The organism is Amorphus sp. 3PC139-8, from assembly GCF_040750475.1.
Classification (GTDB): Bacteria; Pseudomonadota; Alphaproteobacteria; order Rhizobiales; family Amorphaceae; genus Amorphus.
Genome location: NZ_JABJVY010000017.1, coordinates 88696 through 111342, shown reverse-complemented (window position 1 = coordinate 111342; position 22647 = coordinate 88696). Strand labels below are relative to the sequence as shown.

Here is a 22647-nt window from a genome sequence, read left to right as displayed (position 1 = left end):
TCCGTCTTTCCTCCCAAATACGCCCTTTCTTTTCGCAGGCGCTGCCTCTGTTAGAGCAACGGCTGTGCCAAGACCGGATGCGCGAGGAGAGAAAATCCATATTACTATTAAATATCAATGGCTTATAAAAATACCGCGAATCCAGAACCCGAGAATGGACAGCAAGGGCAGAAGTCTAGATTGAGGATTTCGGGAACCGTTTCAGCGGCGACTTCGCGGTTTGATGAAGTGCATTGATGATTTTGGGGGACTGCCTGCCGGCACTCAAAAAAAATCCCCTGCCGAAGCAGGGGAGCAGGACTCCGAGGGAGAGTAGGATCGGTTGGCTTCTTCGTCGGGCTTTCTCCGCCGATCCTCAGAGAAACGGATTCGCCGGCACCTGCAGCCCAAGATTGGCGCGCAGCGTCGGACCTTCATATTCAGTTCGAAACAACCCGCGGCGTTGCAGCTCCGGCACGACGAGATCGCAGAATTCCGTAAGGCCATTGGGGAAATCGGGCACCATGAGGTTGAAGCCGTCAGCCGCCTCCTCCCTCAGCCAGGTTTCGATCTGGTCAGCAATGGTCTCAGCGGTCCCGACCACGTAGAAATGGCCCCTCGCCGCACCGAACCACTGAAACAGCTCGCGCAGGGTGAGGTCGTCTTGGCGCGCCTTGTCGACAATCATCTGGCGACGCGTCGTATGCCCCTCCGTTTCGGGCAAATCGGGCAGTTTCTCGTCCAAGCTGCAGCCGGAGAGATCCGTACCGGTGAACATCGACAGGTTCGACAGCGCCACATCCGGATCCACGTTGGCCGCCAGATCGCGAGATTTTGTTTGCGCCTCTTCCATCGTCTTGCCGACGATGGGAAAAATTCCCGGCATGATCTTCAGATCGTCAGGCGAGCGCCCGTATTTTCCGAGCCGTCCTTTGACATCGGCATAGAAGGCCTTCGCGTCGTCGATCGTGCTCTGAGCGGTAAAAATCACCTCCGCGGTGCGGGCCGCCAACTCGCGGCCCGGCTCCGAAGAACCGGCCTGGACGATCACCGGATGCCCTTGGGGAGACCGCGGCAGGTTCAACGGTCCCTCGACCTGGAAATGTCGGCCGCGATAACCGAGAACGTGAACCTTTTCGAGATCGACAACCTCGCCGGTCGCCTTGTCGAAATCAACGCCGCTTTCGTCGATGCTGTCCCAAAGCCCCTTGACGACCTCCACAAATTCAATCGCTCGCTCATATCGGTCGGCGTGCGACCGTAAATGCTCCTGACCGAAGTTGGCCGCCGCCAGCTTCCAGGCGGAAGTGACCAAGTTCCAGCCCGCCCGGCCACCGCTGATCTGATCGAGCGAGAGCAGTTTCCGCGCCACATGGAACGGCTCGTTGAACTCCGTCGAGACCGAGCCGACCAGGCCGATATTCTCCGTGATGCTCGCAAGAGCGGCCAACAGCGTCATCGGCTCAAGAGCCAAGCTGGACGGATCGCGGCCCATCTCCGTCCACGGCCGCGTCAAACCGTCGGAATCGGCGAGAAAAACGAAGTCCAACTTCGCCGCTTCGCAGGTTCGGACGAGATCGCTGATATGCGCAAAATTGATCGGCGCGTCCGCAACAGCCGAGGCACGCCGCCAAGCGCCGACATATTGGCCACTCGGCAGCAGGAACACTCCAAGCTTTACCTGTTTCATGGAGATCATCTTTTCTGTCTTGTGCGGCATTTATTCAGAATCGGACGCTCGGCGGGATCTCCACCCCAAGCAAGCACCGCCCGTAGCACTCCATAGCGCTGTCATAATCCAAGGCGGCATGCGTCCTAATCATATGAATATCGCGCTGGATGAGCTGGAAGACACTTGTCTCGAGCTGGCCTCGCGATCCGATATTGTCGGAGATTTCGTCGACAATTCTCGCGCACTCATCGACGACATAGGCCGCATCGCGACGCTGACGGAGACGCAGTTCGACGTCGCAGCGAGCGCCCTCGGCAATCCGAGCGTCAACTTCTTCGAACGGCAAGCGCGCCGCCGTGCGCACGGCCGACAAGCGGGCATGCAGACGGCCGACCCGCATCTGGGCCGTGGGCAACGTGGCCGCGCGGCTCCCGAAAACGACGCGCTCTCGTGAATAGGACGTGAATTCGGCGACCGCTCGCGTCGCCAATCCGAGTGCCGGCCCCACCAGCGCCGCGCTCAGCACCACGTAGAATGGAGCCTTTAATCCTCGAAATTGATGCAGGCTGCGACTTCCGGGCGTGTCACCGGCCTCCAGTTCGGCAAGACGCATGGTCCGCGCCTTGGGAACGAAGACATCTCTGAGGACGAAGTCGCGGCTTCCCGTACCGCGCATGCCCGCAGTAAACCACGCGTCAAGCACCTCGGCTTCGGATTTGCGGGCGATCAGAGCGATCGTCAGATCGTCTTGACCCTCGACCTTGGCCGTGGCGCCGACCCAATCGGAATGATCAATACCGCTGGCAAAGCCCCAATGGCCGCTGACGCGATACCCCCCCTCCACCGGAACCGCAACGCCGCCGCGCCCAGCAGAGCTCCTCGGCCAGAACATGTGGTTCTTACCATCGTAGAGTTCCTCCTGCACGTCGATCGGAAAGTGCCCGAGCACCCAGTGATGCGTGCCCAGAATCCCGAACAGCCAAGCCGTCGACCCACATCCGCGCCCAATCTCCGCGCTTACATCCAGGAAGGTCGCGAAGTCGCTTTCATCACCCCCGAACCGTTTGGGGGCGAGCATCTGGATCAGCCCTTCTTCCACCAACGCCGTGATGTTCTGATCCGGCACCCGTCTGTTGCGATCAGCGACGAAGGCATTGTCACGAAGCATCGGAAGCAGCGCCCTGGCGCGCCTGACATAGTCGCTGCCCTCTGACTGCGCATCCGGATCCGTCAGAACGATAGTATTATTCATAAGTCATTCCTTTCACGCTTGGCCGCGATTGGATGTCGATCGGGGGTCGCGCGAGCGCTGGTCGAGCGGGCGACCATCTCCGGCGGTTGAAATGCAGTCGGGTGTGCTTTTGAGCCGTTCAGCCGGCGGATCTCGACAAGGCAGGAATTCGCGCTCGTCGCCTGTCCCAGGCGCGACGTGCCACGGTCCGCCGTAAGCACATTGGGATTTCCATGTGTATCGCCGTCGCCGGCTGCCTCGTCGGGCGTAAACCAGGCACCCGTCGGAAGCCTGGCGACGCCGGCTCTCATGTCGTCACTTAGCTGAGCAGTGGCGAAACATCGGCCTCGCGCGTTGTAGACGAGCACGCCGTCGCCATCCGCGACCCCGCGCCTGGCGGCATCGGCCGGGTTGATCAGCACCACCTCGCGCCCGTCACGCTTTGCTTGAACCGACGATGAGGCGAAGTCGAACTGGCTGTGGAGCTTATGTGACGGCTGGCAGGACAGAAGATGGAGCGGATAGTCCTTCGCCGTTTCCGCCCCCAACCACTCTTCGGGCTCGAGCCAACTCGGATGCCCCCTGCAATCGTCGTAGCCGAAGCCTGCGATTTCAGCGGAGCAGATTTCGATGCGGCCCGATGGCGTGGACAGAGGGTTCCGGTACGGGTCGGCACGGAAACGGCCCAACAGGGGTGCGGGCTCGGCATCGGGAAGCGTTATCAGCCCTTCCTGCCAGAATGTCTCGAAATCGGGCGTCTCGATGCCGATCTCGTTCAACCGTTCCGCTGCTTCCCCGTAGAGATGCCGCAGCCAATCTTCCTCCGTCCATCCGCCGGTATAGGCATCCCGAACGCCCAAAACGTCCGCCAACGCCGTGAAGATCTCAACATCGTTGCGAGCCTCACAGGACGGATCGGAAACCTTGTGAGACGCAGCTAGAAAGTTCTCGCGGCCGGAACAGGCGATGTCGTTGCGTTCGAACGGCAACGTTACCGGAAACACCACGTCGGCATGACGGGCCGTGGCCGTCCAAGCGATTTCGTTGACGACGATCGTCTCCGGCCGATGGAAGGCGCGCGCGAGCCGGTTCAAGTCCTGATGGTGATGAAACGGATTTCCGCCGGCCCAATAGACCAGTCGTATGTCCGGGTAGGTCCTGCATTCTCCGCCGAACTCGTAGGACCCTCCCGGATTCAGCAACATGTCGGCAAGACGTGCCACCGGAATGAAATCGTCGACCGGGTTGATCCCCTGCGGCACGGAAGGCCACCGGATCGGATGGGTCGCATGCCCGACACCGTTCGATGATCCGTAGCCAAAACCAAACCCACCGCCCGGCAGCCCAATACCACCAAGCATCGCCGCCAGAACGATCGCCATCCAGTAGGGCTGCTCGCCGCGATCCGCACGCTGCACCGACCAGGTGGCGGAAACGAAGCACCGCTCAGCCGCCATACGTCGAGCCAGCCCCCGGATCGCCTCGGCCGGAACGCCGGTAATCGGAGCGGCCCAGTCCGGCGATTTTGCAATGCCATCGTCGGTTCCGAGCAAATAGACGCAAAAGCCATCGAAGCCGACCGTGTAGCGGTCGAGAAAAGCCCGATCGTGCAGCCCTTCCGTGACAAGGGTATGCGCGATGGCCAGCATCATTGCCGTGTCTGTACCAGGGCGAAGCGAGATCCATTCCGCTCCGAGATCCGTCGAAAGGTCGTCGCGGCAAGGGCTGACAAGGACGAATTCTGCGCCCTTGTCGCGGCAGGTGGCCAGCGACTCGCGAACGCTATGACGACCGACCCCGCCGGGACTGACGGCCCCGTTGCGTTCGGGCGCGCCGCCGAACATGACGATCAGCGTTGCGTAGCCAGCGATCAAAGACCACGGCGTGTGCCCCCGCAACAAGCCGTCCGTGCTACCGATGACATGCGGCAGGATCGCCAGCCCGGCACCGTAGCTGTAATCCTGGATCGATCGCACGTAGCCACCGATCGTGTTCAGGAAGCGATGAACCTGGCTCTGGGCATGATGGTAGCGACCGGCACTCGCCCAGCCATACGAACCTCCGAAGATGGCCGAATTGCCGTACCGCGTGCGGACACGATCAAGCTCGGACGCGACGAGCGCAACCGCCTCGTCCCAGGAGACCTCGACAAACGGCTCCTGGCCGCGACGTTCCCGGTTCGCCCCGCCACCGCGTTCCCAAACGGAGCGCCGGACGGAGGGCCGCCGGACCCGTGCTGGCGACGTCGCCGCGGCACCCAATCCATCGGCAAAACGCGAGGGCGCAGGGTCACGGTCTATGCCGGTAAAGACCGGTCGTCCGTCCGCCCCGCGCGAAACGCGATAGACGCCGAAGTGCGCGGCAAAGGTCGGGTTATTGGGGATGGGTAACATGAGAGCCCCTCTGTGGCGGGCAGCCGCATCGATTCTCGGCTGCCCGCGCACGCCCTATTCCGCGAGCTTCACGCGTGCGAAATTCGAGGCCATCGATGCCGCGTTGTAGGTGTGATCCTGCACCTTCACGTTCGACACCGTGACGCCGTCGAAATTCACGAGATCCACCACAGGGAGCTCCTCGTGAACGATCTCCTGAATCCGGCGGAACTGCTCGACGCGGGCCGCTTCGTCCGCCTCAACCGCGGCCTTCTCAAACAAGGCGTCGACTTCAGGGTTGGAATAGTGGCTGGGATTGGAGAACGGCAGGCCCGGCTTGAACGCCTTGGTGTGGAAGACGCGCTGGACTCCGATCGTCGGATCGAAGCTGTTCGACAACGTTTCGACGGTCATGTCGAAGTCGCGATCCGCGTAGATCGCCCTCACATAGCTCGGGAAATCCAACGCTTCGATTTCAACTTTGACGCCAGCCTTTTGGAACCACTGCTTAATCAGCTCCGCCATGCGACGGACGCTATCGAAGGAAGGATTGTAATTCAGCTTCAAGGTGAAGCGCGTGCCGTCGCCCTGCCGCGGAAAACCCGCCTCGTCCAGCAACCGCTCCGCCTCCGCGACATCGAAGGGATAAGGTTCGACGTCGGTGTTCGTGTAGGCCGCCAACGTGGGACCGATCGGCGTGGGAGACGGTTCGGCATATCCAAACCAGGCCACGTTCACCAACGCATCGATGTCGATCAGATGGGCCAGCGCTCTCCGCACCGCTTGCTCGGCAAGGATCTCGTTGTCGAGATTGAAAACGAGTTCGCTGTGGTTGCCGTTGTAGGAATAGCCGTCGGTCTTAACCTCGAGCGTGTCCATCGCTTTCAGCCGCTCCAGATCGGTGAGCGGAACCGGCGTGTCGCCGGCCAGGAGGATTTCTCCCGCCTCCAAGGCAGCCGCACGCGCAGCCGCATCGGGAATGAAACGGTAGATCACACGGTCCAGATACGGCTTTCCCTCGTCCCAATAGTCATCGTTGCGGACAAGGATGACGTGGCTACCACGCTCCCACTCTTCGAACTTGAACGGACCCGTGCCGATCGGCTTGGCGTTCTGGGGATTCGTTGGCGCATTGGTGCCCTCATAGATGTGCTTTGGAAGCATCGGCGCTTCCGTCGCGTACAGGGCCGACAACAGATAAGGGGCCGGCTTGGAAAGCTTGAGCACCGCCGTTTGAGGATCCGGCGTCTCCACTTCCGTAACGTTCGCAAACGTGGTCCGCGCGCGGGGATGCGTTTCCTTCAAGAGCATCACGGAAAACGCGACGTCGTCAGACGTGAACGGTTCGCCATCGTGCCAGCGGACCCCGTCCTGGAGGGTGAAGGTGTAGGTCAGACCGTCGTCGCTGACGGTCCATTCCTTGGCGAGCTGCGGCTGAGGATTGAGATCGCCATCATAGTCGAGCAGGCCCTCCGTGACCTTGGGGCCGATGCGTTGGGTCGACAGCCCGATATCGCTGATGGGAACCAATGTCGCCGGCTCGAACGGGGAGGCGACCGTCAAAGTCCCTCCGTCCGCGAGTGCCGTCTGCGCCGTCGTGCCGCTCAGCACCGCGAAGATGGCCGCCGACACCCAGCGGCGTATCCGGCCTCGCCTCTTTGTCGTATCTTCGATCTTCATAGGTCTCCTCCCTTTTTGGTTTTTGCGTGCGGTGAGCTTTCCGACGACGACCGTCGTGTTCACCGCGTTTTGGATCCTTTGGGGATCAGGGGTCTGTGTGGTCGTGGTGATGACATGCGACGTCGTGACCGGCGCCGACGCGGGCCAGTTGCGGGTCGACTGTCCGGCAGATTTCGGTTGCGCGCGCGCAGCGCGTGGAGAAACGGCACCCTGGAGGCAAATTGCGCGGGCTCGGGATTTCGCCCGGCAACACGCTTTCGGGGCGCGGGCGGGCTCGGTTCGGCACCGCAGCGATGAGACCCCGCGTATAGGGATGGCGCGGGGCGTCCCACAGCGCCTCGCTCGATGCGCTTTCGACGATGCGACCGAGATACATCACGAGGATGCGGTCGCAGAAATAGCGCACCACGGCCAGATCGTGCGAAATGAACACGTAGGAGAGGTTCAGGCGCTGCTTCAGATCGGACAGGATGTTGAGAATCTGCGCCTGGACCGAAACGTCGAGCGCGGAGACGGCCTCATCGCATACGACAAGTTCCGGCTGCAGGATCAGGGCTCGGGCGATGCCGATCCGTTGACGCTGTCCGCCGGAAAACTCGTGCGGATAGCGAAACCGCGCGTCCTCCGGCAGACCGACGCTCCTCAATATGTCGGCGACGCGCTCGGTCCGCGTTCGGCGGGAGCCGATGCCGTGGACATTCAACGGCCCGATCAGGATCTCACCGACGGTCTGGCGCGGATTGAGAGAACCGAAAGGGTCCTGAAAGACCATTTGCAGGCGCTGTCGGAACGGCTTCAGCGCCGCGCCTTCGACGCTTGATATGGAGGTGCCGTCGAAGCGAATGTCACCGGATGTCGCCGGTGCGAGCCGCAAGATCGCCTTGCCGAGGGTGGACTTGCCGCAACCCGACTCCCCGACAAGCCCGACGGTCTCGCCGGCCTCCACCGCGAACGAGACACCGTCGACGGCCTTCAACGTTCCGCCGGCAACCGGATAGTGCGTGGACAGGCCATCAACCGAGAGCAACGGCATCGCGGCGCTCCTCTTCGTTGAGCAGGTGGCAGGACACGTGGTGGCCCAGGGCCGGTGTTCGCCACGGCGGAACGGCTGTCCGGCACACCGGAAGGACGTCGGGGCAGCGCGGCGCAAATGGACACCCGGCCTGGCCAAGCGCGGATGCAATGCCGCCGGGGATCTCAGGCAGACGGGCCTGCCGATACGACGTCCCGGCCGTCGGCGACGATGCCATCAGTCCACGGGTGTAGGGATGCAACGGTCGCTCGAACAACGCCGCCGGAGGGCCCTCCTCCAGCTTGTGCCCCGCATACATGACCACGACGTGATCGGCCCATTGCCCGACAACGTCCAGATCGTGCGTGACCAGGAGAAGCCCCATGTCGAGCTCCTCGCGCAGCTCGCGCAGGAGGGCCAGAATTTGCGCCTGGATGGTAACGTCGAGCGCCGTCGTCGGCTCGTCGGCGATCAGCAATTTCGGCCGACAGGCAACGGCAATGGCAATCATCACGCGCTGGCGCATTCCACCGGACATCGTGTGCGGATATCCGTCGAGCCAGGCCCGGGCGTCGGGAATGTGGACGAGTTGCAGCAGTTCTTCGGCCCGCGCCCGCGCAGCACGTCGCGATAGGCGTTCGTGCACGTTCAAAGCTTCCTCGATCTGCCGACCGATCGTCATCACCGGATTGAGCGACGTCATCGGCTCTTGGAAAATCATGGCCAATTCGCGCCCGAGCAGGCGACGGAAAGCCCGGTCGTCCAGACTGGAGATGATCCTACCGTCGAGCCGAATATCTCCTGAAACACGTGCCGAACGTGGCAATAGGCGCATCAGGGACAGCGCGGTCATGGATTTCCCTGACCCGGACTCGCCCACGAGGGCCGTTGTCCGGCCGCGCTCGACGGTCAGGTTCAGCCCGCTGACCGCCGTCAGCCCCGGAAAGCGCACAGTGAGATCTTTGAGCGTCAGGAGATCCACCATCAGCCGCGCCTCACATAGCGCGGGTTGAGCGCGTCATTGAGCGCGTCACCGATCAAGTTGAAGGCAAGCACGGTAAGCGCGATTGCCACGCCGGGAATGGCGGTAAGATTCCAGTTCGTTCGCAGAAACTGCCGACCGTCACCGATCATGCTGCCCCAACTGACCGTGTTCGGGTCACCGAGCCCCATGAACGAAAGGGCCGACTCCATCAAAATCGCCATCGCCAGCATGATGGAGGCCGTCACCACAATCGCAGGCAGGGCGTTGGGCAGAATTTCGCGGAAAATGATGCGGGTCTTGCCGTATCCAAGGCCAACCGCCGCCAAGACGAACTCTTTGTTGCGTTGCGCGCGGAACTCCGCGCGGGTGATACGGGCCAGCGGAGGCCAGGTGACAATACCGAGCGCCAGTGTAATCGACCAAAGCTGGGGACCGGCGATCGCCACCAGGACGACGAGAAGCACGAAGTTCGGAAGCGTCTGGAACACCTCCAGAATGCGAACCAGGATTGTGTCTACCCAGCCACCGAATGTGCCGGCGGCAGCACCGACCACGACGCCGACCACCGCTCCCAACGCGGTGCCGATGATTCCGACGAACAACGACTGGCGCGCGCCATGCAAAAGCTCGGCGGCGACATCGCGCCCGAGTCCATCCGTCCCGAGTGGAAAGGCCGGATTTTCTCCCGGCCACAAGAGCGGCCGCCCGACCATGGACAGCGGATCGCCGGGATAGATGACCGGCGCCAAAGCCGCTCCCGCGAAGACGGCCAGGAGAAAAATCATCCCGAACCACGCTGACGGGTTTGCCGCGAAGAGACGGAGCGAGCGCCAGCGGTCCGCGGGCGGCATCGCATTTGCGGCTTGTCCCGAAGCCGTATCGAGCGGACCAGACGAGGCAGCGAGCGAACGGGCCATCGTCAAGCCTCCACTCGCGGATCCAGGCTGGCCTGGATCAGATCAACGAGAATATTGGTGACGATCACTAGAACCGAAGAGAGCAACAAGATCCCAAGCAGGACCGGGAAATCCCGGGCCATGACCGCTTCGAAGGCGAGCCGACCGAGACCAGGCCAGGAGAAGATCGTCTCGATGACGACGACGCCTCCGAGCATCGCACCGACGTGAACCCCGGCCATCGTCACGATCGGCAGCAGCGCGTTGCGCGCGACATGGCGGACGGAGACCACGGATGGTGCGAGGCCTTTCGCCTTGGCGGTTCGCACAAAGTCCTGGGACTGCACCTCCAACATCGAGGCGCGCATCAACCGCGCGTAGATGGCGAGGTAGAAAAGCGCCAGCGAGAGCGCTGGAAGCGTAAGATACCGGAGTCGATCGGCGACGAGGGCAAAGCCGCTGAAATCGGCCCCCACGGTCTCGTATCCGCCTGTCGGCAACCAGCCGAGATGGACGGAAAACAAAACGATCAGCATCAACCCAATCCAGAAGATCGGCAGCGAATAGAACGCCACCGCCACAACCGAGAGCACACGATCGACGATCCCGCCGGCGAACGAGGCCATGACGATGCCGAGCGCGACGCCCGCAGCAAGGGCAACCAGCAAGGCGGAACCGGCCAGAAGAAGGGTTTTCGGCAACCTTTCGAGGATCAGCCTCAACACCGGCTCGTTGAAGCGCAGCGAGGTTCCGAGATCGAGCGTCGCAATTCCGTGGAGATAGTCGACGAGCTGCGCAAACAGTGTCCGATCGAGCCCCAGCTGGGACCGCAACGTCTCCATTCCGGCTTCTGTCGCTTGTCCAGAGCCGGCAACGATTGCGTCCGCGGCATCGCCGGGAGCGAGATGAATGAGAAAGAAGTTGAGGACTAGAACCGCCCCAATTACCGGCAAGGCGTGAACCAGTCGGCGGGCCGCAATTCTGGCCAGACGCGTGTTTTCGGCAAAGCGAGCCCAGACGCGAGCACCATCGCGCTCGCGCACAACTTCCTTGGTCATCCTTCCTCCCGGCTTCTTTTCTTCGAGCCTGTAGCCAACTCAATGGCAAAGGACGTGCCAAAAGCAGGAACGTGCCGGGAATAGCGCCGATCAAAAGTCGGAATCGAGCTCCGCTTTTCTTTTGATTCCAGACCTTTAGATCCGATTCAGAAAATTGACGCCGGCGTCGTCAGAAGGGGCTCGCAGCCGTGTCAGCCTCCCCAGTGAGCTGCTTTCACCTTCACGATTTCATGAATGGAAAGGCGCACGCGGCATGAAATGCTAAAGGGCGCTGTCTGAGCCACATTGAAGGGCTTCAAATTGGCCGACCCAACGCCAACCTGTTGCGAGATCGGATCCCATGAGACGGAGGGGATCCCTCGAACGATCAACCCACGACCTCTAAGCGCTATTTCGTCGCCCAATTCGTCTCCCCGTTTGCGAGGGTGCAGGCGATCCCAAAGAATAAGACCCGCCTCGGGCACTCACGAGGCCGGGCATTCTGCAAAAAACAATCTGTTCACACCCTGCAGGATGCGCAAATATTATCGCACTAGGGAGGAACTCAATGAAAACAACCAATAATAGAATATCATTAGCCGACGTTTCCCGCCTCACAGGCGAGCTTCTAAACCAAGGCAACAGCGACAATCTGGAAACTGGTGCGCCTCCCACCTTTTCGGAACTGGCGGAATGCTTGCATTTCGCGCTCGGGGACGGACGCATCTGGCTAAACGATCAGCGAATGGTGCTGGTCCAGTCACTCGTGTTGGGGCGCATCAAGCAGGAAGTCATCAATGCGCTGGGCCAGGAGCGTGCACGCTCCCTGTTCATGCGTGTCGGCTACATGCAGGGCGTCAAAGACGCCCAACTCATTCAGAAGAAGTGGCCCCAGGAAGACCTAACCCACGCACTTGCCGCCGGACCACGCGTCCACACGCTTGAAGGATTTGCCAAAGTTACAACCGAACACTTCGAATTCGACACCGCACGCGGTGGATACTACGGCAGTTTCCTCTGGCATGATTCCTCGGAAGCCTCCGAGCACATTTCCTGTTTCGGGCTTTCCTCCGAGCCCGTCTGCTGGCTCCAAGTGGGCTATCCGTCCGGCTATACGACACAGCTTTTCGGTAAGCCCGTGCTGTTCCGCGAAATCGAATGTGTCGGAATGGGCCATTCGCGCTGCAAGATCATCGGCCAGCACATGGAAGGTTGGGGATCCGACTGCCCGGAACGGGAATTTCTAGGCCTTGATACGGACGCCAAATCCTACGGGTACGTCCGGCCGGTAAGCCCCAAGCAGGTAGCCGTGATTCCCGAGAAGCCCGTCATTCACGAAGCGATGGTCGGCGTCTCGGCCAACTTTATGCGAACCAAGCAGCTTCTCTCCAATGTCGCCCCCACGAGAGCGACGGTGCTGTTCGCTGGTGAAACCGGGGTCGGCAAGGAGCTCTTTTCGCGTAGCCTGCACGACCTGAGCACGCGCCGCGACGGTCCGTTCATCGCGCTCAACTGCGCAGCCATCCCCGAGCAACTCGTTGAATCGGAGCTCTTCGGCGTCGAAAAAGGCGCCTTTACCGGCGCGGTCAGCTCCAGACCGGGTTATTTCGAGAGGGCCAACGGGGGCACCCTCTTCCTGGACGAGATCGCCTCTCTCCCCCATGCCGCTCAGGGCAAATTGCTTCGCATTCTCCAGGAGATGCAGTTCGAACGCGTGGGTGGGACCAAGACGCAGGCGGTCGACGTTCGCGTCGTGGCCGCGTCCAATGTAGACCTTCGCGACGAGGTCAAAGCCGGACGGTTTCGGGAAGACCTCTATTTCCGCCTCAGCGTGTTCCCGATCGACATTCCCCCCTTGCGGGAACGCCGCGACGACATCCCGCTTCTGATGGCGCATTTTCTCCACCTCTACAATGAACGGCATGGCAAATCGGTTCTCGGCTTCAGCCGCCGCGCGACCGACGCTCTGCTGAAATACGAATATCCCGGCAACATTCGGGAACTGCAGAATCTGGTCGAGAGAGGCGTCGTCTACGCAGCCAACGATAGCCTGATCGACATCGCACACGTCTTCCGATCGTCCGAAGCACTGCCCCACGCCTTCGAGATCTCTGTCGGTGGCCGGCTCGAGCCGAGCGGCGACGAATGCCAAAGCGCCGAAACGGAACCAGGCATCAACGACATGGTTGAATCGGGGCTTTCGTTCGAGGAGATCGAACGAAGAGTCTACCTAGCCGCACTGCATGCGGCCGGCGGCAACGTTTCCGAGGCCGCCCGGTCCTTGAAAATGAGCCGGCCGACGCTGGACTATCGCCTCTCGAAACTGAGAATAAAGTAGCGCAAATCGGACAGACCTGCGCCGAACCTGCAGATACCCCAGTTGCGCTGAATATATTCGCGGTCCAATCGAAAGCTTTTCCGAGAAAACAACTCGGCAGAGGAACACTGGCCGCTACGAGATCTCGGTCGACATTCTCGATCCGGTCCGCCGACCAGCGTTGCGCAAGGAGCGCTTCGACCGGTCTTCCGGCAGGATGCGCACAGCTTGATCCCGGAACTTCGTCGAAAGCTGCTCGTCATTCATTAGACGGTCGAGATTGCCGAGGGAACGATCAAGCTCCTTCACCAGCACCCGACCGTCTTCCAATTCAACCTCAACATGAACGCCGTCCTCGGAGATCGCCGGATCTCCCTCGCGCATCGCCCGTTCCCGTACCCGCCTAACGATCGGGTCGGCGTAGAGGACATTTATCCAGAAAGGCCACACGGGAATGGACAAACAAACAATTGAAACATGCGTTTGATTCTGAATGAATTGGCGTTATGACTGAGCAGGGATTGGACAGGGAGTGGAACGTCAAAATGCGAAAGCTGCTCATCAAGAATGGCTTCGTGGCATCGGTCGACCCCACCATCGGCAACATCGCCAACGGGGACGTGCTGATCAGCGGCGACCGGATTGAAGAGGTGGGACGTGACTTGGAAGTGACGGACGCCGAAATCGTCGATGCAACCGACTGCATCGTGATGCCCGGCTTCGTCGATGCTCACAAACACATCTGGCAGGGCGCAGCGGTGCGAGCCTACTGCACCGATTGGTCCCTCGACGATTACGTCAACTACATTCGGCTCAACGTCGCCGCCGCGTTCGGCGCCGAGGACATGTACGCCGTTCAACTTCACGGGGCCTTTGAGGCCATGAATGCCGGCGTGACGACGGCTGCGGACTACTGTCACAACATCCATTCACCCGACCATGCCCATGAAGCCATCCGGGGGCTCCAAGACAGCGGCATGCGGGTGGTTTGGAACTATGGCTTTAACTACCCGCCACTTGAGAACCCTGTCTTCAAGACCTTCGACGACCGCGTCGCGTTCGGTCGCGACGTCGCCAAGACGCATTTCTCGTCAAAAGATCAGTTGCTCACCCTCGGGATCGCCCCGGAAGAACTCCAGCACGCCCTGGATAACGACACGCTCAGCGGGCAGTTCAATCTCGCGCGCGAGCTCGGAGCCCACATCTTTTGGCACTGCAACTCCAAGAAACCGCTCGGCATCCGCATTCCGAGGGGCGTTGCCCGGGTACACGATCTCGGGCTTCTGGGCGACGACATTCTCTTCGTGCACATGTCGGCGACCGAGGAGGACGAATGGAAGATGGTCGCCGATTGCGGCGCTTCGGTCGTCTTCACGCCAGATACCGAACTGCAGATGGGCATGATGTGGCCGAGCGGCGATATCGCCAAGCGATACGGCATCACCCAGAGCTACGGTACGGACATCACATCCAACAACAGCGCCGACATGTTCACCGCCTTGCGCCTGGGTCTGCAGACGACCCGCTGCCGGGTGATCGACCGAGAGGACCTGCTCGGATCCGGCGTACCGTTCACCTGCGAGGAGGCTTTGCGGTGGGGAACGATCGATGGCGCAAAGGCCCTGGGGCTTGAAAGCGCGGTCGGAAGCCTGACGCCGGGCAAGAAGGCCGACCTCGTCTTTTTAAACACGAAATCGCTGTCCCTGGTCGGCTGGGATCGCAGCAACGTGGCGGGGACCATCATCCTTCAAGGCCAGACTGCCGACGTCGACAGCGTCATGGTCAACGGACGCTTCGTGAAACGCCACGGCAAGATGGTGGGCGACGTGGCCCGCGTATGTGAGTTGCTGGAAGCCGCCCGTGCGCGGATCTCCGAGACGATCGAGCAGTGGGGCGGGCGCGTCTTGAACGAAGGCGAATCCGACCGTCGAATGGCCGCGATGCGCTCGTCCGAAAGCGGAACGTTCGCGAGAGGATAGAAAGAGCCCCTGCGGATGGCTAAGTCTTCGAGCCGGCGCGGTTGCGCGCCGGTTGCTCCGCAGTACGAGGCAGGCGAGCGCTACAAGCAAGCGTCCGCATCGAGCTGGCGCCGCAACTCGGTTTTCAGCACCTTGCCATAGTTGTTCTTGGGTAGAGCGGACACGAAAACATAGTGTTTCGGGCGCTTGAAGCGGGCAATCTGCTCACGGCAAAAGGCATCGAGCTCGTCGACGCTTGGAGACTTGTCAGCGGTGATGACGACGAAAGCGACGACATCCTCCCCCCACTCCGCACTCGGCCGACCGATGACGGAAGCCCCGTGAACAGCGTCGTGCCGCAGAAGCACCTCTTCCACTTCGCGCGGATAGATATTGGTGCCGCCGGAAATGATGACATCTTTGGAGCGATCCTTGAGGGTGACGAAGCCATCTTCGTCCATCGCGCCCATGTCGCCCGTCCAAAGCCATCCGTCCCGTAGCGTCTCGGCCGTCGCATCGGGACGATTCCAGTAGCCGTCCATGACGCTCGGGCCACGCACCAGGATCTCTCCGGTTTCGCCCGGAGGCAGGGTTTCGCCGGTAGGCCCAGCGATGCGCACGTCGACGCAGGATTGGGCAACACCGACCGAACCGAGGCGATCGCGCCACCTGGGATGGGCCCGGTCCGCCACCAGCGCGCGCGAAAGCGCGGTGATCGTCATCGGCGTCTCGCCCTGCCCGTAGATCTGCACGAAGCGCGGTCCGAACTGCTCCACGGCCGCTTCGATATCGGCGACATACATCGGTCCGCCGCCATAGACGATGGTTCGAATGCCGTCGCCTGAATGACCCACTGCGCGGGCCTGCTGGATCAGGCGGCGCACCATGGTCGGCGCGGCAAACATCGATAGGCTGCCGACGGTCTCGGCAAGCGCCAGGATCTCCGCTGCATCGAACCCGCCCGATTCCGGAACGCAATGACGCGCTCCACGGGCGACATGCATGAAATTGTAGAGACCCGCCCCATGCGACATCGGGGCCGCGTAAAGTGCGGCATCCTCCGGCCTGACTTCGTCGACATCGACGAAATAGGCAAACGACATGGCCTGAAGATTCTGCACCGAGAGCATCACACCCTTCGGACTGCCGGTCGTGCCGGAGGTGTAAAACAGCCAGGCAAGACTATCGGAGGCCTGGGCGTGAGGCGCTGAGAGCGGCTCGTACCGACAAAGCTCTCGATAGCGCCCGCTCTCGACCGAGAGGACAGTCGCCGCGTTTTGGAACGCCGCGGCCGCGTCGCGTTCGTCGCCGGACACAAGGACCAACCGAGCACCGGAGTCGGAGACGATATAGGCCGCCTCGCGCCCATGAAGCTTGTGGTTGATCGGAACCGCGACGGCACCGACAAACCAGATCGCGTAGAGCACCTCGAGATAATCGATGCTGTTCGCCATGAAGAGAGCAACCCGGTCGCCTGGCGCCACACCGTAGGCCTCTCGCAGACCGCGCCCGATACGTGCTGCGCGGTCCGCCCACTCGCTGTAGGTCGCGACCGTGCGCGCGCCGTGGAGAAGGGCCGGCGCATTCGGCATCAGACGCGCTGTCCGGACGAGCCAGTCTGCGAGGTTCACGGTCTCATATCCTCATCGGCGAGCGTCGTTTCCCGCACCGTTAGCCAGCGGCTGCGGCGAAATGTCCGGCATCGGCGCAACGGGCATGGATGCGCAGCAGCTCTTCGATCGTTGCCGGATCGCGACGACCGAGGCCACACTCGGTGGAGATACCGAACTTCGGCCAGTACCGTTCCGCAACGGCCATGCGACGCAACGTGCCGCCCTCGCCGTCGGTATAGTGGATCAGGCCGAGGAACAGGTCCGTCTCATCATGGAGCCGCAACATCTTCAGCGGCTCGAAATAGGCGTCGTCGTCACGGTCGCGCGGGACCGGCATATGGACGAAATTGACCGGCCTGTGGACATGGTCGGTGACATAGTTGGCCATCGTGACCATGACCGCCATGTCCTTCGGCTCGACGCCGTGCTTGTGGCGGAAATCGCCGTAGCAGAGATGATAGCCGACCTCGACGGTGGAAGGGACAAGGTCGATGAGTTTCGCTAGGCGGACCAGGCACTCCGTCTTCGCATCCTCGTAGAAAAGCGTCCTGAGATTTTCCCAGATGAAGATTTCAAGGCAAGCATCCCACTGGATCGCGAGATCTTCATGCGGGATCGAGGCAGCGAGATCGCGCACTTCCTGGGACATGTTCTCTTCGAGCGCCTCGGCAACGTCCTCATGGCTCTCCGGAGCGATCAGGCCGGTCAGGAAGCCGATCGGCGTGGGCAGCGATACCTGGAAGCGCACATTCGGCGCGATCGCCCCTTCTTCTCGGAGGCGGCGGAAGAGAGCATAGGACTCCTCGGCCATCTTGGCGTAGCCGAAGGACGGCACCTTGAGCGTTGCCGGATCGACGCCGGGCTTAAGCCGATATTTGGGCGCCGTGTTCTCCGGAACCGTCCCGGAATCGGGATGCCAGTCGTGACCGGCCGGTTCGAAGGCATCAGCGAGATGGAGCACCCGCGCCTGACTGGTGATCCAGTAGTTTCGCGGGCCGGTCTCACCGTCGGTCATACGCGGCAGCCTGTCGCCGAGGATGCCGCCAACTAAGCGGAAAGACGTCTCCGCGTCGGTGACCGGAACCGTTCCCACCATGTGAACATGGCGCATCGGGGCGTCGGAGTTCGCGACCATATCGTTTCATCCCTCGCTTTGTGTGGCGTTGCCGGCCGCGTTGCAGCCGACGGCGTATGTGTCGCCCGCCGTTCGTATCGTCTTGAACGCGCCGCTACGCACCGAAGCGACCGCTCGATCGCACTGGCTTCGGCGCAATGGTGCGCCCAAAAGCGCCTGGATCACGCAGCGGCGCCGCGCCGGGTGATCGTGTTGCGCAGGCTGCCAAGCCCGGTCACTGACAGCTCGATCCGATCGCCGACCTGAAGTCTGCGGCCGATCTCGAATGCCGACCCGCCTCCAATCGTCCCGGAACCGATGATTTCGCCGGGGTACAGCGTTTCGCTACGCGACACGTGGACGATGATATCCTCGAAGGAGTGGTACATCGTCTTGGTGTTTTCCGAACACCAGAGCCCGCCATTCACCCGTGCTTCCATCTGCAGCGAATAGGGATCCGGCACTTCGTCCGCAGTCACCAGCCACGGGCCGAGCGCATTGGCGGTATCGAAGTCTTTCGATTTTGCCGGGCCGAGCTGTCCCTGCATTTCTTCGGCCTGGGTATCCCGGGCCGAGAAGTCGTTGAAGATCATGTAGCCGAAGATTGCATTCTGGGCAGATCCGCGATCGGCGTCTCTGGTGTGGCGACCGATGACGGCGGCGAGCTCCAGCTCATAGTCGATGAAGTCCGAGTAATCCGGCCATTCGACATCGGCGTCGGGGCCGACGACGGCAAACCGGTTGCCCTTGTAGTAGACGGGCTGCTTGTACCAGATCTCGGGCGGATCGGCCTGACCGTTATCGATCATTCGCTGCAAAGCCTGATCCGGATCCGCCGTCTTGCTGGCAAGTAGCTGCAGCCGCTGCCGTCTTGCCTGCCTCAGGTGCATCTCGAAGCAGAGGAAGTCGCGAATTTGTTCGGGCCTTGGCAGCGGCGCAAGAAGACGGACGCCGCCAGCATCCAAGAGCGCCTCTTCGGGACTGCGCGAGACGAGGGTTCGCGCCCATTCCAGTCCCGCCTCGCCGGCTTGGATGAGCTCGAGCAAAGAGCCGAAACCCGGAGCCGATGCGCCGCTCAATTCGGCGGCGCGCCTCAGGTCCAGAATGTGAGCCCCATCATTGACGACGGCGCCCGGCCGCGCAGCCTTGCTGGCGGTGTCGAATGTAACGAACTTCATGGGTTTACGGCGCCGGATGCGCGTCGATGAGGATGGCCGCCATCAGGCAGGGCTCGTTCGAGCGGTTCGACCAGGCGTGGCTGGTGCCGCGCTGGATCAGGCAGTCGCCCGCCTTCATGAGAACCTCGTCTTCATCCACCAGCGCCCAAATCTCGCCTTTCAGGATGAAGATGTAGTCAAGCGAATTCGTCTTGTGGAACGCCGGGTGCCGGACGCCTTCCTTCGCCAGGACATCGCTCGCGCTCATACCCTGGAAGTGTTCTCCCATTGCCGCGAAATTGCGTTCCGCATCCGGCGGAAACTCGACGACCCGACAGACCGAGCCGTTCGTCGGCGGCAACAAGGTCACCTGCTCCGGCGCGGTATCCTCGTTGCCTGTGTTGTTCGCCGGCATGGTGTGTTGGAGCCAAAGATCGGTCATCCCGACGTTCGGCTGCCCTTGCGGGCTATACACGGATTTCGCGGCCGCATCGGAAACGAAAATCGAGCGTCCGTTCTCGTCGTGACCAGTGACGATGCGGCGGATAGGGGTAATCATTGTTTCAACTTTCCACTTGATGTCCGGATCAGATGCAGTCCTCACGTGCCAACGCGGCCTCTATTCCGTGTAGTTCTGGGCTTCCGTGCGCAGCATATTCAGGGCAGCGGCACCGTCCACGCCGAGCTTGTTCGCTTTAGCGATCCACTCGTCCTCCAACGGAGCCAGCCTTTCGCGCACTTCGGCCATGAAGGCGTCGTCCGCAACGGTCGTCTCGATACCTGCTTTCGAGATGGCAGCCTGCGCTTCCGCGATGCTTTGATTGTAGGAAACGCCGATTTTCCTTGCGAGTTCTTCGCCGGAGATCGTCGTAATAGCAGCCTGATCTTCCGGGGAAATTTGATCCCACTTCGCCTTATTCATAACAAGGCTGATCGAAAGCCCGCCAAGGCCACCCTTAAATTGCGTCTTATATTTCAAAGTATCAAGAAAACCGAAGACATACACGCCGTCATCGGTGAAATAGCAGCCATCAATCACACCCTTTGAGATCAGCTCGAGGAACTGCGTCACTTGGGCGGGAACGACGGTGCCACCGAGGGCCCGCACCTTTTCGCTGGCGAGAACACCGGCGGCGCGGATCTTCAAACCCTCCATGTCTTCGATCGACTCAACGGGCCGCTCGGCATTGTAGATATGGTAGGGAGGAAGGGTCGCAAGCGTGAGAAGATGGACGTCCGGATACGGGTTCTTTTCTTCGAAAAATCTTTCGTAAGTCCGCCAATAGGCGACCGACACGGCCTCGTTGTCTTCTCCAATTCCCGGCATTTCAACGATTTCGGCTAGTGGAAACTGGCCCGGCGTCACACTTTCGGAGACCAAGGCAACATCGGCGATTCCCATGACCGCCAGTTCGTGTTGCCGCTCCAGCCCTCCGAGAGAAGAGCTGGTGAATGTGACGGTGACGCGCCCGTCCGTGACTTCGGCAATTTTGTCGAAATAGGGTTTGAGCACGCGGTTATCGAGATGGTGCGTCGGCGGCAGCCAGCGATTGTAGCGCAACTCCATCGCCGAAACGTTCGTGGCGAACAGGCAGGCTGCCGCCGTCGCGGCAACCGCGCCTGCGAAGCTCGCGATTCTCATGTTTCCTCCCAATATCGGTTATGGCGGATCAAAACAAATGTTTGAAACGCGTATTTCGTTTCGGTAGGATGCAGACATAATCCTTGGTGTCAAGGACGCTTCGTCCAACGGCCGTGTCCGCTTTCAAGACTCCGGCAGCGCAGTTGCGGCACGGCGGCCAAGAACGCGCCAATATTGGGAGGTCATACGTGCAACGATGGGCAAATGGTGCCGCGCGGCTATTGAGTTGGATTTCCGTCATCGCGATCGTTCTTATTGGCGCGGCGACGCTGATCGACATCGTCGGGCGGTATTTCAATCATCCGCTCTACGGCGCCTTTGAGATGATCCAGATCGCGATGATCTTCCTGGTGTTCACTGCGCTGCCGTCGGTGACCTTGCAGCGCGAGCACGTCACCGTCGATCTCGTACAGTCCGCGCTGCCCTCCAAGGTTCGACGCGTCCTGCTCGTGCTGGTCGGTTTGGTCGGGGCTGGAACCTGCGTGTTCTACGCGTTGCAGCTCTGGAAGCGAGGCGCGTATCTGGAGAGGACGGGAGAGGTGACGTCGAACCTGCTGGTCCCCGTCTATCCGTTCGTGATCTTCATGGCCGTCATGTGGGCGATCACAGCGCTGTGCTTTGTCGTGCTGGCTGTCGACGACACCGCGAAGCTTATCTCGGCGCGAGGAGAAGAGTGATGGAAGCCGCGCTCTTGGGCTTGGTTGGGCTCTTTCTCTTGCTGGCGTGCGGTGTGCCTGTTGGCATCGCGATGACCGTGGTGGGAGTTGTCGGCTTTGCGTCGATTGTCGGCGTTGGGCCCGCCTCCGCGCTTGCCGGGCAGATCGTCTACGACAACACCACGAATTTCAGCTTTTCGGTCCTTCCGATGTTCATCCTCATGGGAACACTGATTGCGCGTTCGCGCCTATCCCATGATCTTTTCGAGGCGGCGGCCGCCTTTCTCGGACATCGGCGAGGTGGACTTGCCTACGCCACCGTCACGGCGAGCGGCGGTTTCAGTGCCGTGTGCGGATCGAGCGCGGCAACCACGGCCACCATGGTTAGGGTCGCCTATCCCGCGATGCGGGAACGCAACTACGGCAACGAGATCGCGACCGGCGCCGTGGCGGTCGGCGGCACGCTCGGCATTCTCATCCCGCCGAGCACCATCATGATCCTCTATGGCGTGCTCACGGAAACCAACATCGTGAGCCTATTCGCTGCCGGCTTCATCCCCGGCGCAATCGCCGTGCTCTGCCATTTCTTGGCCATCTGGGTCATGGGCCGCCTTTATCCGGATGCCGCCCCCAAGGCCCCGCGCGTCCGTTGGGAGCACCGGTGGCGCACGGTCGCAAATGTCTGGGGGATCGTGGTCCTCTTCCTGGTGATGATGGGCGGGATCTACTTCGGCATTTTCACTCCGACGGAAGGGGGCGCGGTCGGCGTCGCCGGCGCGCTCCTGTTCGCGATCTTCAAGGGTGGACTCACCTTCAAGGAGTTCGTCACGATCGCACAGGAAGCCTGCCGAACGACGGCGATGATTTTCATCATTCTGTTCGGCGCGATCTATTTGAGCGCGTTTCTCGAAGTCTCTGGCTTTACGTCCGCGTTGGCGTCGTTCGTGGTCTCGCTCGACCTGGGCGCGACCGGAACGATGTTGCTCATCTTCGCAATCTATCTTCTGCTCGGATGCTTCATCGAAAGCATTTCGATGATGTTTCTGACGGTACCCTTGTTCTTTCCGATTGCGGTCGCTCTCGGTTTCGATCCCGTCTGGTTCGGCATTCTGGTCATTGTGGCGATCGAGATCAGCCTGATCACGCCACCCATCGGCTTGAACGTCTTCATCATGCGCGGGCTGATTCCGGAAGTGCCGCTGCGCACGATGTTTGTTGGCGTCACCCCCTTCGTTGCCTCAAGCGTCGTCCTTCTGCTTTTACTGACCCTGTTTCCCAAACTGGTCACGGTGCTTCCGGATCTGATGCGATGAATGCGGCTTTGAG

17 protein-coding genes and 1 pseudogene are annotated in these 22647 nt (G+C 61.2%); 4 read left to right on the top strand and 14 right to left on the bottom strand.

Annotated elements, in window-relative coordinates; translation table 11 throughout:
- Nucleotides 1-355: 355 nt before the first annotated feature.
- From HNS03_RS16280 to HNS03_RS16245, 8 genes and pseudogenes are all read right to left on the bottom strand, one after another.
- Nucleotides 356-1669 (bottom strand): LLM class flavin-dependent oxidoreductase, encoded by a 1314-nt coding sequence (locus HNS03_RS16280; RefSeq protein WP_367196743.1) that lies wholly within the window; start codon nucleotides 1667-1669, stop codon nucleotides 356-358.
- 34 nt (nucleotides 1670-1703) lie between these two features.
- Nucleotides 1704-2819: an acyl-CoA dehydrogenase family protein gene (locus HNS03_RS16275; RefSeq protein ID WP_367196774.1), complete on the bottom strand. Its 1116-nt coding sequence runs from the start codon at nucleotides 2817-2819 to the stop codon at nucleotides 1704-1706.
- Nucleotides 2820-2899: 80 nt separating this feature from the next.
- On the bottom strand, nucleotides 2900-5275 hold the full coding sequence (locus HNS03_RS16270) for a molybdopterin-dependent oxidoreductase (protein WP_367196741.1): 2376 nt from the start codon (nucleotides 5273-5275) through the stop codon (nucleotides 2900-2902).
- A gap of 54 nt (nucleotides 5276-5329) precedes the next feature.
- Nucleotides 5330-6934, bottom strand: coding sequence for an ABC transporter substrate-binding protein (locus tag HNS03_RS16265; protein WP_367196739.1), 1605 nt, complete (start codon nucleotides 6932-6934; stop codon nucleotides 5330-5332).
- Between the two features lie 85 nt (nucleotides 6935-7019).
- Nucleotides 7020-7967 carry an ABC transporter ATP-binding protein gene (locus tag HNS03_RS16260; protein WP_367196737.1) on the bottom strand — a complete coding sequence of 316 codons (948 nt, stop codon included), beginning with the start codon at nucleotides 7965-7967 and terminating at the stop codon, nucleotides 7020-7022.
- A complete protein-coding gene (locus HNS03_RS16255) occupies nucleotides 7948-8931 on the bottom strand; it encodes an ABC transporter ATP-binding protein (RefSeq protein ID WP_367196736.1) in 984 nt (327 codons plus the stop codon). The genes HNS03_RS16260 and HNS03_RS16255 overlap by 20 nt, the downstream gene beginning before the upstream one ends.
- Nucleotides 8931-9761, bottom strand: a pseudogene (locus HNS03_RS16250) (ABC transporter permease); the annotation flags it as partial. The gene HNS03_RS16255 and the pseudogene HNS03_RS16250, both read right to left, overlap by 1 nt.
- 89 nt (nucleotides 9762-9850) lie before the next feature.
- A complete protein-coding gene (locus tag HNS03_RS16245) occupies nucleotides 9851-10885 on the bottom strand; it encodes an ABC transporter permease (RefSeq protein WP_367196734.1) in 1035 nt (344 codons plus the stop codon).
- 547 nt (nucleotides 10886-11432) lie between these two features.
- On the opposite strand from HNS03_RS16245, the gene HNS03_RS16240 reads away from it, so the two are divergent.
- Nucleotides 11433-13202 carry a sigma 54-interacting transcriptional regulator gene (locus HNS03_RS16240; protein WP_367196732.1) on the top strand — a complete coding sequence of 590 codons (1770 nt, stop codon included), beginning with the start codon at nucleotides 11433-11435 and terminating at the stop codon, nucleotides 13200-13202.
- A gap of 114 nt (nucleotides 13203-13316) precedes the next feature.
- Here the strand turns inward: HNS03_RS16240 and HNS03_RS16235 are convergent, their stop codons facing one another.
- The gene (locus HNS03_RS16235) at nucleotides 13317-13631 is read right to left on the bottom strand and encodes a hypothetical protein (protein ID WP_367196772.1); all 315 of its coding nucleotides are present in this window, start codon (nucleotides 13629-13631) and stop codon (nucleotides 13317-13319) included.
- Nucleotides 13632-13726: 95 nt separating this feature from the next.
- On the opposite strand from HNS03_RS16235, the gene HNS03_RS16230 reads away from it, so the two are divergent.
- A complete protein-coding gene (locus HNS03_RS16230; RefSeq protein WP_367196730.1) occupies nucleotides 13727-15160 on the top strand; it encodes an amidohydrolase family protein in 1434 nt (477 codons plus the stop codon).
- Between the two features lie 80 nt (nucleotides 15161-15240).
- On the opposite strand, the gene HNS03_RS16225 is transcribed toward HNS03_RS16230, so the two are convergent.
- The 5 genes from HNS03_RS16225 to HNS03_RS16205 form a co-directional block, all read right to left on the bottom strand.
- Nucleotides 15241-16770, bottom strand: a complete 1530-nt coding sequence (locus tag HNS03_RS16225; protein ID WP_367196728.1) for a class I adenylate-forming enzyme family protein — start codon at nucleotides 16768-16770, stop codon at nucleotides 15241-15243.
- Between the two features lie 40 nt (nucleotides 16771-16810).
- A complete protein-coding gene (locus HNS03_RS16220; RefSeq protein WP_367196726.1) occupies nucleotides 16811-17887 on the bottom strand; it encodes a hypothetical protein in 1077 nt (358 codons plus the stop codon).
- Nucleotides 17888-18048: 161 nt separating this feature from the next.
- Nucleotides 18049-19044 (bottom strand): fumarylacetoacetate hydrolase family protein, encoded by a 996-nt coding sequence (locus tag HNS03_RS16215; protein WP_367196725.1) that lies wholly within the window; start codon nucleotides 19042-19044, stop codon nucleotides 18049-18051.
- A gap of 4 nt (nucleotides 19045-19048) precedes the next feature.
- Entirely contained in the window at nucleotides 19049-19465 is a 417-nt protein-coding gene (locus HNS03_RS16210; RefSeq protein WP_367196724.1) for a cupin domain-containing protein, read from the bottom strand.
- A 177-nt stretch (nucleotides 19466-19642) separates the two neighbouring features.
- Nucleotides 19643-20665, bottom strand: a complete 1023-nt coding sequence (locus tag HNS03_RS16205) for a TRAP transporter substrate-binding protein (protein ID WP_367196722.1) — start codon at nucleotides 20663-20665, stop codon at nucleotides 19643-19645.
- Between the two features lie 188 nt (nucleotides 20666-20853).
- Here HNS03_RS16205 and HNS03_RS16200 point away from each other — a divergent pair, with 188 nt between their 5' ends.
- Together HNS03_RS16200 and HNS03_RS16195 are read left to right on the top strand one after the other, a co-directional pair.
- Nucleotides 20854-21342: a TRAP transporter small permease gene (locus tag HNS03_RS16200; protein WP_367196720.1), complete on the top strand. Its 489-nt coding sequence runs from the start codon at nucleotides 20854-20856 to the stop codon at nucleotides 21340-21342.
- Complete coding sequence (locus HNS03_RS16195; protein WP_367196719.1) at nucleotides 21342-22634, top strand: TRAP transporter large permease; 1293 nt, start codon at nucleotides 21342-21344, stop codon at nucleotides 22632-22634. Before HNS03_RS16200 ends, HNS03_RS16195 begins: the two co-directional genes overlap by 1 nt.
- The last annotated feature ends 13 nt before the right edge of the window (nucleotides 22635-22647 follow it).